The organism is Paenibacillus sp. Y951, from assembly GCF_056786395.1.
Window position 1 is genome coordinate 1 of sequence record NZ_JBXCIY010000034.1, and the last position, 17,376, is coordinate 17,376.

10 protein-coding genes and 1 pseudogene are annotated in these 17,376 nt (G+C 40.0%); 10 read left to right on the forward strand and 1 reads right to left on the reverse strand.

Annotated elements, in window-relative coordinates; all coding sequences use genetic code 11:
- Positions 1-675 precede the first annotated feature (675 nt).
- The 8 genes and pseudogenes from AC1TPB_RS24025 to AC1TPB_RS24060 all read left to right on the forward strand — a co-directional run bounded on the left by AC1TPB_RS24025 (position 676) and on the right by AC1TPB_RS24060 (position 4,887).
- On the forward strand, positions 676-942 hold the full coding sequence (locus AC1TPB_RS24025; RefSeq protein WP_482078799.1) for a CD3324 family protein: 267 nt from the start codon (positions 676-678) through the stop codon (positions 940-942).
- 132 nt (positions 943-1,074) lie between these two features.
- Positions 1,075-2,097: a serine hydrolase domain-containing protein gene (locus AC1TPB_RS24030; protein WP_482078800.1), complete on the forward strand. Its 1,023-nt coding sequence runs from the start codon at positions 1,075-1,077 to the stop codon at positions 2,095-2,097.
- A 221-nt stretch (positions 2,098-2,318) separates the two neighbouring features.
- Positions 2,319-2,852 (forward strand): recombinase family protein, encoded by a 534-nt coding sequence (locus tag AC1TPB_RS24035; RefSeq protein WP_482078808.1) that lies wholly within the window; start codon positions 2,319-2,321, stop codon positions 2,850-2,852.
- Complete coding sequence (locus AC1TPB_RS24040) at positions 2,780-3,046, forward strand: recombinase family protein (RefSeq protein WP_482078801.1); 267 nt, start codon at positions 2,780-2,782, stop codon at positions 3,044-3,046. The genes AC1TPB_RS24035 and AC1TPB_RS24040 overlap by 73 nt, the downstream gene beginning before the upstream one ends.
- Before the next feature lie 5 nt (positions 3,047-3,051).
- Positions 3,052-3,228 (forward strand): annotated as a pseudogene (locus AC1TPB_RS24045) (recombinase zinc ribbon domain-containing protein); the annotation flags it as partial.
- Positions 3,225-3,512, forward strand: coding sequence for a hypothetical protein (locus AC1TPB_RS24050; protein WP_482078802.1), 288 nt, complete (start codon positions 3,225-3,227; stop codon positions 3,510-3,512). The pseudogene AC1TPB_RS24045 and the gene AC1TPB_RS24050, both read left to right, overlap by 4 nt.
- A 392-nt stretch (positions 3,513-3,904) precedes the next feature.
- The gene (locus AC1TPB_RS24055; RefSeq protein ID WP_482078803.1) at positions 3,905-4,555 is read left to right on the forward strand and encodes a DUF3892 domain-containing protein; all 651 of its coding nucleotides are present in this window, start codon (positions 3,905-3,907) and stop codon (positions 4,553-4,555) included.
- An 89-nt stretch (positions 4,556-4,644) separates the two neighbouring features.
- Positions 4,645-4,887 carry a hypothetical protein gene (locus AC1TPB_RS24060; protein WP_482078804.1) on the forward strand — a complete coding sequence of 81 codons (243 nt, stop codon included), beginning with the start codon at positions 4,645-4,647 and terminating at the stop codon, positions 4,885-4,887.
- Here AC1TPB_RS24060 and AC1TPB_RS24065 read toward each other — a convergent pair.
- On the reverse strand, positions 4,884-5,225 hold the full coding sequence (locus AC1TPB_RS24065) for a collagen-like protein (RefSeq protein ID WP_482078805.1): 342 nt from the start codon (positions 5,223-5,225) through the stop codon (positions 4,884-4,886). The genes AC1TPB_RS24060 and AC1TPB_RS24065 overlap by 4 nt on opposite strands.
- Before the next feature lie 341 nt (positions 5,226-5,566).
- On the opposite strand from AC1TPB_RS24065, the gene AC1TPB_RS24070 reads away from it, so the two are divergent.
- Positions 5,567-12,799, forward strand: a complete 7,233-nt coding sequence (locus AC1TPB_RS24070) for a 5'-nucleotidase C-terminal domain-containing protein (protein WP_482078806.1) — start codon at positions 5,567-5,569, stop codon at positions 12,797-12,799.
- Positions 12,800-13,252: 453 nt separating this feature from the next.
- Positions 13,253-17,376: X2-like carbohydrate binding domain-containing protein (locus tag AC1TPB_RS24075; RefSeq protein WP_482078807.1), on the forward strand; the 4,124-nt coding region annotated here is incomplete at its 3' end.

Sequence of the window (17,376 nt, forward strand, 5' to 3'; positions counted from 1 at the left end):
TTTGAATTTAGGTAAGTCTAGTAAACTACGAATCTCAAATTCCGTTTGAACATCCAACGTCATGTACATACTCATCTCTCCCTTGAGACAAGTATGTAGCATGTCGTCAAAACTGTACATCTTTAGACTAGCATTTATAAGTGGAGGCTCTTCCGTAGGTTTTTAATCCAGGAACTTTCTACAAAAACTCTATGTCCAAGCCCAGAAGTACCCATAGGCATCTTTTACTGAAGTGTGAAATAGACGAGATTGTAGCAAATAGGGGCATATAGTACAGGTTCGCTCCCGCAGAATAAATCCAAAACAATGAATACACCCGTAGAAGCTTATATGGTGTATTCTTCTCACAGGGTTTTCAACAGTGTAAGCTCGCCTCCACCAACCTTATTAAAAACGAACACAATGTATTGTGCTCAAGGATTTTCAGTTACCGTTTGGTTCTCAAATGCAAAGATTTTTGCATAGGGATGGCAAAGTTGCCATCTCTTTTGTCATGTTCAAAGAGATTAAGGACGGGTTGAATGCTTTCACTAGGTATGTTAACCTTGAACTATTGAAGTCCAATATATGTATTTTTTGAAAGAAGGTTGATATCATGTTGTTCGTGTTGTGTTAATAAAAGATAACGGGTTCCGTTTTACCTTATAGATTTAATATATAAGGAGCGGTGCCTCGATGAAGTATGTTAAGGGCAATGTCATTTTTCCTGAATATTTGCTAAAGGAAATCCAAGAATACATTCAAGGTGAATTCGTATATATACCCCAAAAGGATGGATTACGTAAACAATGGGGTGAAAAGTCGGGTCAAAGAGAACAACTGGCTCGCAGAAATAAAGAGATTCGCGAGAAGTTCAAATTTGGCGTGTCCATTGATCAACTTACGAAGAGTTATCATTTATCCCACGATACGATAAAGAAAATTGTCTATTCAAATAACTGATTTAAGGCTCGGCAGTTGTTCACACTGTCGAGCCTTATTGTGTATAAGACTTATATAATTGTTTTAGCTATATCTCTAGGCCAGGATTTTTTCTATACTCAATTTAGAAGGTAATAAGTGGGGGGCCCAAATATGGATATCAATGAAATAGTTAAGAGACATAATCAAGAAGAAAATCAACGAATTCAATTTTCAGGTGTAGTTTTATTTGAGGCTGAGGGTGGGACAAAGTTTGAAGGTAGTTATGGGTTTGCCAACCGCAGTGACAAGATCAAGAATTCAACGAATACGAGATTTGGCATAGCATCTGGTTGCAAAATATTTACTGCAATCTCTATTTGTCAGCTTGTTCAGAACGGGCTTTTAGAATTTGACACATTAATAAGTGATTTAGAAATTAATCTAGATCAACTTGATCGAAGAATTACAGTGCACCATTTACTAACTCACTCTTCCGGTATTCCTGATTACCACGATGAAGAATTTATGACTGACTATGAAAGTATTTGGAAAACAGTGCCGATGTACAATGTTACATCACCAAAGAGTTTCCTGCCATTGTTCCAGAGTAGTCCAATGAAGTTTGAACCCGGAACTCAGTTTTCATACAGCAATGCTGGATTCATTGTGCTTGGATTAATTGTTGAAAAAATAACTGGATTAAGTTTTAACGATTATGTCGAAGAAAACATCTTTCGAGCTTGTGGAATGAATGATTCAGGATACTTTTCCATGGATAAGTTACCTGAACGTACCGCTATTGGCTATGTGGGTAACGATGATAATTGGAAAACCAACATATACTCAATTCCAATTGTAGGAGGACCTGATGGAGGGGCGTATACTACGGTATACGATGTAACTAAATTTTGGAATGGTTTAATGAACAACCAGTTATTATCGAAAAGCCTAACTGAACGAATGCTTTCTCCGCACGTTCAAGACAGTGAGTTTATCCATTATGGATACGGAGTATGGATTACAATTATAAACAACAAAATATTCAAGTATTTTGTTATGGGGGGAGATCCCGGTGTTGTCATGCAATCTTCGTATTACCCAGCGTTGAAGGCGGAAGCTCACGTTTTAGCAAATGTCGATAGAGGAGCGGGCTTAATCGCCTCCCGAATTGATGAAGTGCTTTTTAGCAAGTAAATATAACAGACAGTGTATTGTGTTCAGAGATGATGTTTACGAGAAATCCTTGATGCTGTGACGTTTGAATACAGATTGAAAATGGAATTTATTTATTGTGATTTTTCAGATGTAGATAGAGATGAATGGGGGGCGAAAGATAATGAACGTAGTTATTTACGCCAGATATTCAAGTCATTCCCAAAGGGTTTAGTCGATTGAAGGACAACTAAAGGAGTGCCATTCATAACGCTCAAAGAAGTGGTATGACGGTCATTGGAGAATATAATGAAGAAGCGCTAACTGGAACTAATGATAAGCGTCCGCAATTTCAGCAGATGATTAAGGATAGTTCTAAAAAGGCATTTAATGGAGTTTTGGTATATCAATTTGATAGATTATCTAGAGATAGATATCAGTCTGCACACTATAAAAGGATATTAAAGTCTAATGGAGTGCGTGTGTACTCTGCCCGAGAACATATCTCTGATGATGCAAGCGGCGCTTTAATGGAGACGCTCTTGGAAGGAATGGCACAATACTACAGTAGTGAGCTTTCTCAAAAGATTCAAAGGGGGATGGACTTGAACGCTGAAAAGGGGTTAGGTACTGGGGGCAACATTGCACTTGGTTACAATCTCGATGAAACAAAAAGTTTGTTATCGATGAAGATGCGGCTCAAATTGTTCGGCTTGTCTTTGAGATGTATACTAACGGAAGTTCGAATGTGGAAATTTGTAAACATCTCAATAGCAAAGGCTATAAAACATCGATAAGGGCGGAATTCAACAAAAATTCCTTGCGACTCATGCTAAGGAATAAGCATTACATCGGTATATACACATATAAGGGTACTGAAACTAGTGCAGAGATGCCGCGCATCGTTTCAGACGAGCTTTTCAATCAAGTGGCGGTTATGCTTGAAAAAAAGCGCCTGCTCGCGCTAAGGCTAAGGCAGAATACTTATTAACGACAAAGCTGTTTTGTGGACATTGTAAAGATATGATGACAGGTGAAAGTGGTACGTCAAAAACAGGGAAGGTATACCATTATTATAAGTGTACTAACGCAAGGAAGAAGAAATGTTCTAAAAAGACTGTCCAGAAGGACAATATTCAAAATCTAGTTGTCAATCTGTGTAGGGGCTATTGAATGATGCACACATTGATAAAATCGCAAAAGAAGTAATTGCCCTGTGTGAACGGGAAAAGGACGGTTCCGACCTAAAACGATTGAGTAAGCTGCTTAAAGATGTTGAGCGTAAAAAGGTCGATATGATTAATGCTATTGCAGAATGTGACATTGATTCGGTTCGTAAGTCCTTATATGAACATCTTCGTAATCTTGATAATGAAAGGGGAAATTTAGAGGCGCAAATTGCGATTGAGCAACTTTCGCAAGTAACTTTAACTGAACCAGAAATCAAGTTTTTTTAACGCAACTTAAAAAAGGTAACATTAATGAAGAAAAGTATCGTGCCACACTAATTAATGTATTCGTCAACTCAATCTATTTGTACGATGATAAGATCACATTAATATTTAATTCCAGCGATAATCCAGTTACAGTAGAGAAAGGGCTAATTGATGAAATTGAAGCTAGTAATAAGGATTTCGAGAGTTCGTATTTCGCTCATGATGCTCCACCATGTAAATCCACAACCGCATGAGGTTGTGGATTTTTGCTGTTAACTGCAATATAGTTCATTAAACTTAAGGCCTAAAACCTCTAGTGATTGACTAGGTAAATATCCCCACCTATACTTATCATATAGTAATTATAGCCTGAAATATCTAAATACAGTTTTATATCTATAAGGAGGGTCATCATGGGATTTCTAAAAGGCTTAGGAAACTTTGCAGGAGAGGTTGTTGGTGGGGTCCTGGGTGGAACAGTAAGGGTGGTTGGTGAAGTTACAGGAAGCAATTTTATTAAAGAGATTGGCGATGGTGTAGAACACGCGACAAAGTTTGCAGGGAAGACAGCGGGGGAGCTAGCCAGCGGCACATGGGATGTAGCTGCGGGTATCATCAAGCAGGATGAAGGAAAGCTGGAGGAGGGCTTCAGTGATATTGGAGGTGCCGTATCGTCGACAGCGAAAGGCGTAGGGCATATGGTCGTTAATGTTGTGGAAAACGGTGTATCTGTGGTGAAGGGGATCGGTAATAGTGATACAGAACTTCTGAAATCGGGCGCAAAGGGGCTAATTTACACAGCTGCGGTAGGTGTAATTGCAGTAGGGGTTATAGATGCTGTGGATGGGGCAGATGTGGCGTATGCGGATGCAGATGCAACGGCGGCAGAAGGAGCATCCCAAACAACTGAAACTGGTATACATCATGTAGAACCTCATTATGTAGAAGGATATTATCGTGAAGATGGTACATATGTAGAGGGCTATTATCGTGATGGCGCAGACGGAGATGGATATTTGCGCAGCAATCCAGATGGAGACCCGACTAATAATCTTAATAAGTAATGATCAACACATTACGACGAATAGTGGTTTTGCACAGCCACGGCTCGCCTCCAACATCATTAAAACCATCCGCATGAGGATGGTTTTTTTTGCGTCTGGAAAAGGTGAATCCCAATAAGTTCGAAGAGGACATGGGAGTACCCATATGCAGGGGAGAAGTAATTACGCATCCGTGGATAACTGCATTGCAGATGAAGCTAGAACTGACATCCAGATTCATTCATAAATTCAGTGAATCTATCCCAGATATGATTCCGTACCGTACTGCTTGTAAACACATACGAAAAAACTCCATTCCTAGTGGAACGGAGTTTTTTCTCGAGTTTATTTAGAAACATGTAAATGTTTGAATCGACTGCAAACTCAATCCAGTATACATCCAAAACCTTCCGTTCCACTGAAACCCAGCAACCGAGTTACGCCCTACGAAAACCGGGTAAAACCAGAATTGATTTCCATTCATGAGCCATACGTACGTATTCCGAAATAAACAACGAACAATCGCTCCGGGGTCGACAGCAAAGGGAGAAACCGCCGGTTGCTGAGGAATGAATCCCGGAGGAGGTGAGCTCGGTCCCATTTGCCCCTGCTGTCCTTGCTGTCCCATTTGTCCAGGAAATCCAGGGAAACCTGGAAATCCAGGAGGGCCTTGAGGAGGTAAAAATGGCATGATCTTGTCACTCCTTAATTGATGGGCTAAAACATTGTATGTAGGAGCGGAGATAAGTGAATGGGCGTATTTAATATTTTCTATCGTTTTTTAATAACAAGATGTTGCACATATTCTTGGTGCACCTATTTCTGGTCTGCTGAGTCAGCCGATTGAAATAGGTGTTTTTTGCTGTTTTCAAGACTGTTTATTTTTTCTCGATCAATTTGATAACAATATCTTTATTAATAACATTCATATTTACTACAACTTAACTTAATTTTGATATTTGGATAACATATTATGACTATTCTATAGTCGATAGTAAATTAATCCAAGTGAAGAAAAGGGGAATAACAAGCATGCAGGATTTATTTTCTCGATTGAAGAAAAGGACAGTTACAATATTGGCTATTGTATTAGTGTTTGGTAATGTTCTTGCAAGCGTAGGTACCCCATTGGTTCAGGCAGCAGAAGTAATCGATCATATTGTTATTTCACAAGTATACGGAGGTGGCGGAAACTCTGGCGCCCAGTATAAGAATGACTTTATTGAGCTATATAATCCTACAGATGAAACGGTAAATGTTCAAAACTGGAAGGTGGAATATGCAAGTAGTGCAGGCACATTCAACGGTACTAATGTAACAGTGCTGAATGGAACTATGGCACCTCAAAGTTATTATTTGGTACAAGAAGCAGCTGGAAAAGATGGAACTTTGGAATTACCAACTCCTGATGCTATTGGAACAATAGGAATGAGTGGAACTGCTGGAAAAGTTAAATTGGAAGATACAACTGGCAATACCATTGATTTGGTTGGATTCGGAGCTGCTAATCAGTCAGAAACTTCTCCGGTTCCTGTGTTATCCAATACAACAGCTGCAATTCGAAACCCAGCTGCTGAAGCTCCGGCTAATAGTCGTGGACAAGATACTGATAATAATCTGTTAGATTTCACTGTAACGAAACCTGATCCGCGTAATAGTCAATATAATGAATTGGCTATTCGTGATGTAACAGCATCACATGGATCGAACGCTTGGCCTGAAGGTACTGAAATATCACTTAGCACAGAAACTGAAAATGCTGTGGTTTATGTATCTGTAAATGGCCTAGGTGAAGATAATAACTTCGTAGAGTATATTGGCCCAATAGAAATAACTGAACCAACTACTATTAAGGCATATGCTGAAGCAGACGGCTATGCAGATAGTCAAGCTTCTACTTTCGAATATGATCTTTTGGAACAAAGTGATATAGCGACAGCTCGTCTGGCTCCGGTAGGTCAGAATGTTATGACTTCTGGAATTGTAACTCATATTGATGGACCAGAAATATATATACAGGATGAAACAGCAGGAATAGTGCTTTATGGCTTTAATTCATTCGCTAACGTTGGTGATCGCGTTGAAGTTAGTGGCTACATGGAGATCTATAGTAATCTACAAGAAATTAAACCTCTAGAAGGACTACAATATCAAGTTGTAGAGGAAAATGTAACAATACCACAACCTCTACTGATAACTGGAAATGATTTATCATTAGCAAATGGTGAAGCATATGAAGCAGAACTTGTTACATTAGAAAATGTAACTATTGAAAGTGTGGTAGGTAGTAAGGTTACAGCAAGTCAAGGTGGAACTAATTTTATTATTTATTCAACGATCCCTACATTAAAAGCAGGTGCAACATTTGCAAAAATTACTGGAGTTATTAAACAATACAGTTCAGATTATCAATTTATCCCACTTAGTGCTGAAGCATTAGTTGAAGATTTGTTCTCAGTTATTGCAAATCCAGGCGCAGGACAAATTATAATTGGAAGTAGTGTTACACTTTCAACTCCAACAAGTGATTCAGTTATTTACTTTACGACAGATGGTTCTACTCCTACTGAAATCAGTACAATTTATGTTGAACCAATCCAGATAAGTGCAGATACGACAATTAAAGCTATTGTAGTATCAAACGAAGTTACAAGTGATGTGTATACATTTGAATATACAGCTACGGAAAAGCCCCGTATTCATCATATTCAAGGTGAATCTCATACTACACCGTTTGTAGGACAGACGGTAGATGGGGTAGAAGGAATTGTTACTCAATACGGTTATACATTTGCTAATGGTGCGTACAAAGGATTCTTTATGCAAGATGCAGAACCGGATGCTAATGTGAATACTTCAGAAGGAATTTTTGTATATAGCACGAGTGAGTCATTGAAACCAGCTATTGGTGATCTGGTCTCAGTAACTGGCTCTGTGTCGGAATATAACGAAGGTAGTTCAAGTAATTTAACATCAACACAAATTACGATGACAAGTCGAGTAATTGTATCTTCAAACAACATATTACCTGACCCAGTATTGCTTGGAGAAGATGGAACAGTTATTCCTTCATCCATCATCGACAATGATGAAATTCCTATGACTGAGTTTCAACCTGAAGAGGATGCAATTGATTTCTATGAATCATTAGAAGGTATGCTTGTTGAGCTTCCTAATCCAACAATTATTAGTCCATATTGGACAAGTGGTTCAGGAAATTCAATGGTATATAATATCCCAACAAGGATTCAAAATGATGCTACTGATGTAATATCTCCTGCAGGGGGGTTAGTACTGAAGGAAGATGATAATTTGAATCCTCAGCGCCTATTAATTGCTTATGGTAATCCTGGAAAAGAAGTAAGTACAGGAGATTCATTTGCAAGTAATATTACAGGTGTAATCGGATATAACAACGGAAACTTTAAAGTGATTCCTGCATGGAATAGTTTACCTGCAATTAATGAAGGTGCTTTCCGACGTGAAACAACGACGATTGAGCCAGATGAAGATCAATTATTGATTGCTGCTTACAATATTGAAAACTACTATCCTGGAGTAGGTGCAGATAAAACCGGGAGATTAGCGGAATCTATTGTATCTAACATGAAAACACCTGATATTATCAGTGTTGTAGAAATGCAAGATGGTAATGGTCAAACAAATAATGCTGTTGTTGAAGCAGATGCAACTGCTCTAATTCAAGCAATTGTTACTGCTGGTGGTCCAGAGTATTCATATGTAGATATTGCTCCAGAAAACAATATGGATGGTGGTGCGCCAGGAGGTAACATTCGAGTTGGTTTCTTGTATAATCCTGAACGTGTAACATTATCAGCAAGTGAAAATAATGTTAAAGGTTCGGCTGCAGAAGCAGTTAGCTATGTGGAAGCAAGTGATCAATTAACGTATAATCCTGGACGTATTGAACCAACTAATTCTGTATTTAGTAGTTCACGTAAGCCACTTGCTGCACAATTTGAGTTCAAAAGTGAGAAAGTAATTGTTATTAACAATCATTTCAACTCGAAATCAGGGGATACTGGTCCTTTCAGTGTAACTCAACCAGCGGTTAAATCTAGTGAAGCACAACGTCATCAAATTGCAACAGTGGTAAATGATTTTGTGAAAGATATTAAAACGAAAAACGCAGCTGCTAATATCGTAGTGGTTGGAGATTTGAATGATTTCCAATTTACTAAAACTGCTCAACTGCTTAAAGGAAATGAACTTGATAATTTGATTGATGAGCTTCCTCTAAATGAGCGTTATACGTACACATATGATGGAAACTCACAAGTACTTGACCATATTCTGGTAAGCAAAAACCTAACTCGTCATGCACAGGTAGATGTTGTACACTTGAATGCTGATTTTTCTCCAACGGATGGACGTGTATCTGATCATGATCCAGTTGTAGCACAAATTGATCTAGGTCAATCACTGTCAGACTCAGATTTTGAACTAACCATTCTGCATACAAATGATACGCATGCAAACCTTGATACAACAAATTCACCGAATAATATCTTGCGTCGTGTGACAGCTATTAAAGAAGAAAAGGCTCAAGCAGTTAACCCAATTTTACTTGATGCAGGAGATGTATTCTCAGGTACATTGTATTTCAATAAATATTTAGGTCAAGCTGATTTAGAATTCATGAATTTAGTAGGCTACGATGCCATGACATTCGGTAATCATGAATTTGATAAAAACTCCGGGATATTAGCAGATTTTATCGATAATGCAAGCTTTACGTTCGTATCATCAAATGTGAATTTTACAAATGATGAAATTCTAAGCAAATACTTCGTAAATGAAATTGGTAGCCCAGCACAAGATAAAAAAATCTATCCTGCCATCATTAAAGAAATAGATGGTGAGCAAGTAGGTATTATTGGTCTAACAACTGAAGATACAGCAAACATTGCTTCACCAGGGGATGTAACATTTGATGATGCCGTAGAAAAAGCAAAAGCAGCAGTAGCGATGCTAGAAGATCAGCATATTAACAAAATTATCGTCCTTTCTCATTTAGGCTATGATGCAGACCTTGAGCTTGCAAAAGAGGTTGAAGGTGTCGATGTTATCGTTGGTGGACACAGTCATACGAAGCTAGATGTGCCAGTAGTCGATAATACAAATCCAACAGCACCGAAGCTAATTGTTCAAACAGGAGAAAAAGGACAATTTTTAGGTAAACTGAAAGTAGCATTTGATGAAAATGGTGTTCTTACACAATGGGATGGCGAGTTAGTATCCATTGATGCAAAAGACGGAGCTAACTATGTGTATGCGGAAGATCTAGAAGCGAAGGAAATACTTGAAACGAAGTACAAACCAGGTATTCAATCGTTAATGAATGAAGTCGTTGGTTCTACAGATGTTGTATTGAATGGTGAACGTGCATATGTACGTTCACAAGAAACGAATCTGGGTAATCTAATTGCCGATGGCATGTTGTATGCTGCAAAAGCGGCAGGAACGAACGCTGTCATTGGTTTACAAAATGGCGGAGGGATTCGGGATTCCATTAATGCTGGAGATATTACACAAGGTGAAGTATTAACCGTGCTTCCATTCAATAATGATCTCGTAACGATTATGTTAACAGGTCAAGAAATTTTAGATGCATTGGAAAATGGTGTGTCTACGATTACAACAACAAAAGATGGAAGATTCCCGCATATTGCTGGCATGAGATTTGATTATGATTCAACAAAACCAGTAAATGAGCGTGTCGTGCGTGTTCAAGTGAAAGATGGAGCTAACTATGTACCACTAGACTTAACTGCTAGTTATGAAGTAGCGACAAATGCCTTTACAGCACAAGGTGGAGACTTCTATGCATCATTAGAAAAAGCATACAAAGAAGGAAGAGTGAACCTGCTATACTTGCCAGACTATGATGTATTTACGAAGTATATTCAAGAAGTAGGCAATATTACAGCTGAGACTTCTGCTGTAGAAGGTAGAATTGTAGATTTACAGGGTAGTCCGTTACCTTCAGATACTGATTTTGAACTAACCATTCTGCATACAAATGATACGCATGCAAACCTTGATACAACAAATTCACCGAATAATATATTGCGTCGTGTGACAGCTATTAAAGAAGAAAAGTCTCAAGCAGTTAACCCAATTTTACTTGATGCAGGAGATGTATTCTCAGGTACATTGTATTTCAATAAATATTTAGGTCAAGCTGATTTAGAATTTATGAATTTAGTAGGCTACGATGCCATGACATTCGGTAATCATGAATTTGATAAAAACTCCGGGATATTAGCAGATTTTATCGATAATGCAAGCTTTACGTTCGTATCATCAAATGTGAATTTTACAAATGATGAAATTCTAAGCAAATACTTCGTAAATGAAATTGGTAGCCCAGCACAAGATAAAAAAATCTATCCTGCCATCATTAAAGAAATAGATGGTGAGCAAGTAGGTATTATCGGTTTAACAACTGAAGATACAGCAAACATTGCTTCACCAGGGGATGTAACATTTGATGATGCCGTAGAAAAAGCAAAAGCAGCAGTAGCGATGCTAGAAGATCAGCATATTAACAAAATTATCGTCCTTTCTCATTTAGGCTATGATGCAGACCTTGAGCTTGCAAAAGAAGTGGAAGGTGTCGATGTTATCGTTGGTGGACACAGTCATACTAAGCTAGATGTGCCAGTAGTCGATAATACAGATCCAGCAGCACCGAAGCTAATTGTTCAAACAGGAGAAAAAGGACAATTCTTAGGTAAACTGAACGTGAAGTTTGACGAGAATGGCGTTCTGTCACAATGGAATGGCGAGTTAGTATCTATCGATGCAAAAGATGGAAACAATAACTATGTGTATGCAGAAAATGAAGAAGCGAAAGAAATACTTGAAACAAAATACAAACCAGGTATTCAATCATTAATGAATGAAGTAGTTGGATATACGGATGTCGTATTGAATGGTGTACGTGCAGATGTACGTTCACAAGAAACGAACCTAGGTAATCTAATTACCGATGGCATGTTGTATGCTGCAAAAGCGGCAGGAACGAATGCTGTTATTGCTCTACAAAATGGTGGAGGAATTCGAGAATCAATTAATGTGGGAGATATTACACAAGGTGAAGTATTAACGGTGCTTCCATTCAATAACGATCTCGTAACGATTATGTTAACGGGTCAAGAAATATTAGATGCATTGGAAAATAGTGTATCTACAATTACAACAACAAAAGACGGAAGATTCCCACATATTTCTGGTATGAGATTTGATTATGATTCAACAAAACCAGTAAATCAACGTGTAGTACGTGTTCAAGTGAAAGATGGAGCGAACTATGTACCACTAGATTTAACTGCTAGTTATGAGGTAGCAACAAATGCCTTTACAGCACAAGGTGGAGACTTCTATGCATCATTAGAAAAAGCATACAAAGAAGGAAGAGTGAACCTGCTATACTTGCCAGACTATGATGTATTTACGAAGTATATAGAAGAAGTAGGCAATATTACAGCTGAGACTTCTGCTGTAGAAGGTAGAATTGTAGATTTACAGGGTAGTCCGTTACCGACACCAACGCCAACACCGTCGCAAAAACCAACTAACCCAACGCCTACAGTAACACCAACAGAAACACCGACACCAACAGAAACACCAAAACCAATAGAAACACGGATACCAACAAGCCCGGCTAACCCACCAACGGATCATAAAGTTGTATTTAAGGATCTTACATCTCACTGGGCAGCTGATTCCATTCAACGTGCAACTAATGCAGGTATTATTAATGGATATCAAGACGGTACATTCCGTCCAGATAATACTGCGACACGAGCAGAATTTATAACGATGATTGGAAGAACACTAGGGTTATCGACTACAGTGAATGGTGAATTTGATTTCGCGGATGCAGATCAAGTACCAACTTGGGCAAGATCATTCTTTGCTCAATTGATTCAAGGTGGAGTAATTAATGGTTATGGTGACAATACATTACGTCCAACTAATCAAATTACTCGTACAGAAATGGCAGTAATAATGGTTCGTGCATTAGGAATTAGCGTTGATGAAAATGCTACATCATCGTTTAATGATAATGACCAAATATCGGCATGGGCTATACCTTACATTGCAGCTGCTAAAAAAGCAGGCTTAATTAATGGAATAAGTGGTGATCGCTTTGGACCAAACTTTAATGCAACAAGAGCAGAAGTGGCAACGTTAATGCTTTCTGCACTAAAATATATGGAGAATCAACCGAAGTAAATATTCAATAACCATGTAATACTCACAAATGCGTATTCATTCACTTCTTTAGTGAGTGGATACGCATTTTTGTTTAAGAACTAGATGATTATCCCGTCCGCATGAGTTCGGGGTTTTTGTTATGTCTTGAACTTTAACTCTTCTTCACCGAGTTTCCTATAGGTGTCTTTCAAAAATAAGTAATTATTTAATTGTTTATAAAATGTAATTAGAGTTACAGACTGATCACCATAAATTAATATATACTAGTAGTCGATAACATAATAATTTGTTGAGTTGCATTTCAAGCATTTGCCTTACATTGAACCAGCGAGGGGTATGCGCTCAAGCTCATTACATACTCTGGAATAAAAACACGGTTTTGAATAGCTATTTGGTCATTTTAGAAGTTGATCACGAAACGATTACGTTTTCTAGTAACAATGATCCTCTATACGAAAGGAATGAAAAACGGTGATAAGATTAAGTAGAAAATTAGCAATTATGGTTGTGGTTATTATTTTAACAACTGGTATAATACCGGGAAATTTCAACATAGGCATTGGAGGCATATCGACCGTTACAGCTGCTGTAAACATCTCTAGTCAAGATGGAATTGGATATAGCGGCCCCATTTTTGGAAATGAAGTGGTAGGTACTACTTTTACTGGGTACCAGTCTTGGCCAAGCGGCTTAACAAAAGGATCTTCTGCCTTTGTTGGTGGCGTCTATGACGGTACTAGTATATGGATGATACCTTTTAATGCTAACGAATTAGTCAAGGTTAATCCATCTACAGGAGAAATGACTGGATACAGTAATTGGCCAGAAGGCTTCACTAAAGGTAGTAATGCTTTTGCTGGAGGCGTGTATGATGGTACTAACATATGGCTAATTCCATATAGTGCAAATCAGATTATTAAAGTTAACGCTGCTACAGGAGAAATGACGGGTTATAGCAGTTGGCCAGATGGATTGAGAGGAAGCGATCAATTTATTGGAGGTGCTTTCGACGGTACCAACATATGGCTTGCCCCCTATTCTGGCAGTCGCTTAGTAAAGGTTGATACAACGACTGGAGCAATGACTAGTTACAATAGTTGGCCAAGCGGAACGATCCTTGGTAGTTATCCATTTTATGGTTCGATATTTGATGGTACTAGTATTTGGCTCATTCCGAATAATGCAGATCGACTAATTAAGGTTGATCCCCAAACAGGTGAAATGACGGGGTACAACAATTGGCCTAGCGGGTTTACCAAAAGTGCAGATGCATTTTGGGGAGGTGTCTTCGATGGAACCAATATATGGATGATACCTCATAATGCTACTCATCTAGTTAAATTTGATACGGTAATTGGAGATATGACCGGATACAACGGATGGCCTAGTGGCTTTAGAAAAGGGAGCAGTAGTTTCACTGGCGGCGTGTATGATGGTACTAGTATATGGCTCATTCCAAGTAATGCCGATCGACTAATCAAGGTTGATCCGGCAACCGGTGAAATGGCGGGATACAACAATTGGCCTAATGGTTTTACAAAAGGTGGAAGTGCGTTCCTTGGCGGCGTGTATGATGGGGAAAATGTTTGGATGATTCCGTTTATGGCTGACCGTCTGATGAAGTTTGGAAATAGTACCGAATTGAGTGGACTTACGCTGAGTAGCAGTACATTATCACCAACATTTAGTTCGGAAACAACAAGCTACACGGCAAGCGTCGATAATGATGTGACGAACATAAATGTAACGCCAACGACTGCGGATGTCGGAGCAGAGGTGACGGTGAATGGTTCGTCTGTAGCGAGCGGAAACGCGGAAACAATAGAGCTAAACGTCGGGGAAAATACAGTAACGGTAATGGTTACATCTGGTAACGTTGATACGCAAACGTATACCGTTACGGTGACGCGTGCTATAACAAACAGCACAATCTCGCCAAGCATAGCGAGCTTCGATAAGAAAGCCTCAGCATCAGGATATGCAGACATTACCATACAACTAGGTCTATTAGGCAACACGTTCCAAGGTATCGAATTAGAAGGAACACTAATTTCAGCAAGTGCCTATGACGTGAACGGAGCGGGTAATGAGGTCACGCTGAAGAAGGAATACTTAGCGACACTAGGCACAGGAGCACATAGTCTTGTCTTCAAGTTCAGTGCGGGAAATGATGCAACGCTAACATTAACGGTAAGCGACAGCACGCCGTCAAACAGTACAATTACACCAAGCACAGCGAGCTTTGATAAGAAAGCCTCAGCAACAGGTTATGCTGATATTACAGTGCAACTAGGTTTGCTAGGTAACACGTTCCAAGACATCGAAGTAGGAGGAACGCCAATATCAGCCTCTGCCTATGACGTGAACGTAGCTGGCGATGAGATCACGCTGAAGAAGGAATACCTCGTGACACTAGGCACAGGAGCACATGACCTTGTCTTCAAGTTCAGTGCGGGAAATGATGCAACGCTAACATTAACGGTAAGCGACAGCACGCCGTCAAACAGTACAATTACACCAAGCAAAGCGAGCTTTGATAAGAAAGCCTCAGCAACAGGTTATGCTGATATTACAGTGCAACTAGGTTTGCTAGGTAACACGCTCCAAGGTATCGAAATTTCTGGTACACCAGTTGCAGCAAGTGCCTATGACGTGAACGGAGCAGGTAATGAGGTCACGATAAAGAAGGAATACTTAGCGACACTAGGCATAGGAGCACATGACCTTGTCTTCAAGTTCAGTGCGGGAAATGATGCAACACTAACATTAACGGTAAGCGACAGCACGCCGTCAAACAGTACAATTACGCCAAGCACAACGGGCTTCGATAAGTATGCCTCAGTAGCAGGTTATGCTGATATTACAGTGCAACTAGGTTTGCTAGGTAACACGTTCCAAGACATCGAATTAGGAGGAACGCCAATTTCAGCAAGTGCCTATGACGTGAACGGAGCGGGTAATGAGGTCACGCTAAAGAAGGAATACTTAGCGACACTAGGCATAGGAGCACATGACCTTGTCTTCAAGTTCAGTGCGGGAAATGATGCAACGCTAACATTAACGGTAAGCGACAGCACGCCGTCAAACAGTACAATTACGCCAAGCACAACGGGCTTCGATAAGTATGCCTCAGCAGCAGGTTATGCTGATATTACAGTGCAACTAGGTTTGCTAGGTAACACGCTCCAGGATATCGAATTAGGAGGAACGCCAATTTCAGCAACTGCCTATGACGTGAATGGAGCGGGTAATGAGGTCACGCTGAAGAAGGAATACCTCGCGACATTAGGCACAGGAGCACATGACCTTGTCTTCAAGTTCAGTGCGGGAAATGATGCAACGCTAACATTAACGGTAAGCGACAGCACGCCGTCAAACAGTACAATTACACCAAGCACAGCGAGCTTTGATAAGAAAGCCTCAGCAACAGGTTATGCTGATATTACAGTGCAACTAGGTTTGCTAGGTAACACGCTCCAAGACATCGAATTAGGAGGAACGCCAATTTCAGCCTCTGCCTATGACGTGAACGGAGCGGGTAATGAGGTCACGCTGAAGAAGGAATACTTAGCGACACTAGGCACAGGAGCACATAGTCTTGTCTTCAAGTTCAGTGCGGGAAATGATGCAACGCTAACATTAACGGTAAGCGACAGCACGCCGTCAAACAGTACAATCTCGCCAAGCACAGCGAGCTTTGATAAGAAAGCCTCAGCAACAGGTTATGCTGATATTACAGTGCAACTAGGTTTGCTAGGTAACACGCTCAAAGACATCGAATTAGGAGGAACGCCAATTTCAGCAAGTGCCTATGACGTGAACGGAGCGGGTAATGAGGTCACGCTGAAGAAGGAATACTTAGCGACACTAGGCACAGGAGCACATAGTCTTGTCTTCAAGTTCAGTGCGGGAAATGATGCAACGCTAACATTAACGGTAAGCGACAGCACGCCGTCAAACAGTACAATTACACCAAGCACAGCGAGCTTTGATAAGAAAGCCTCAGCAACAGGTTATGCTGATATTACAGTGCAACTAGGTTTGCTAGGTAACACGTTCCAAGACATCGAATTAGGAGGAACGCCAATATCAGCCTCTGCCTATGACGTGAACGTAGCTGGCGATGAGATCACGCTGAAGAAGGAATACCTCGTGACACTAGGCACAGGAGCACATGACCTTGTCTTCAAGTTCAGTGCGGGAAATGATGCAACGCTAACATTAACGGTAAGCGACAGCACGCCGTCAAACAGTACAATCTCGCCAAGCACAGCGAGCTTTGATAAGAAAGCCTCAGCAACAGGTTATGCTGATATTACAGTGCAACTAGGTTTGCTAGGTAACACGCTCCAAGACATCGAATTAGGAGGAACGCCAATTTCAGCAAGTGCCTATGACGTGAACGGAGCGGGTAATGAGGTCACGCTGAAGAAGGAATACTTAGCGACACTAGGCACAGGAGCACATAGTCTTGTCTTCAAGTTCAGTGCGGGAAATGATGCAACGCTAACATTAACGGTAAGCGACAGCACGCCGTCAAACAGTACAATTACACCAAGCACAGCGAGCTTTGATAAGAAAGCCTCAGCAACAGG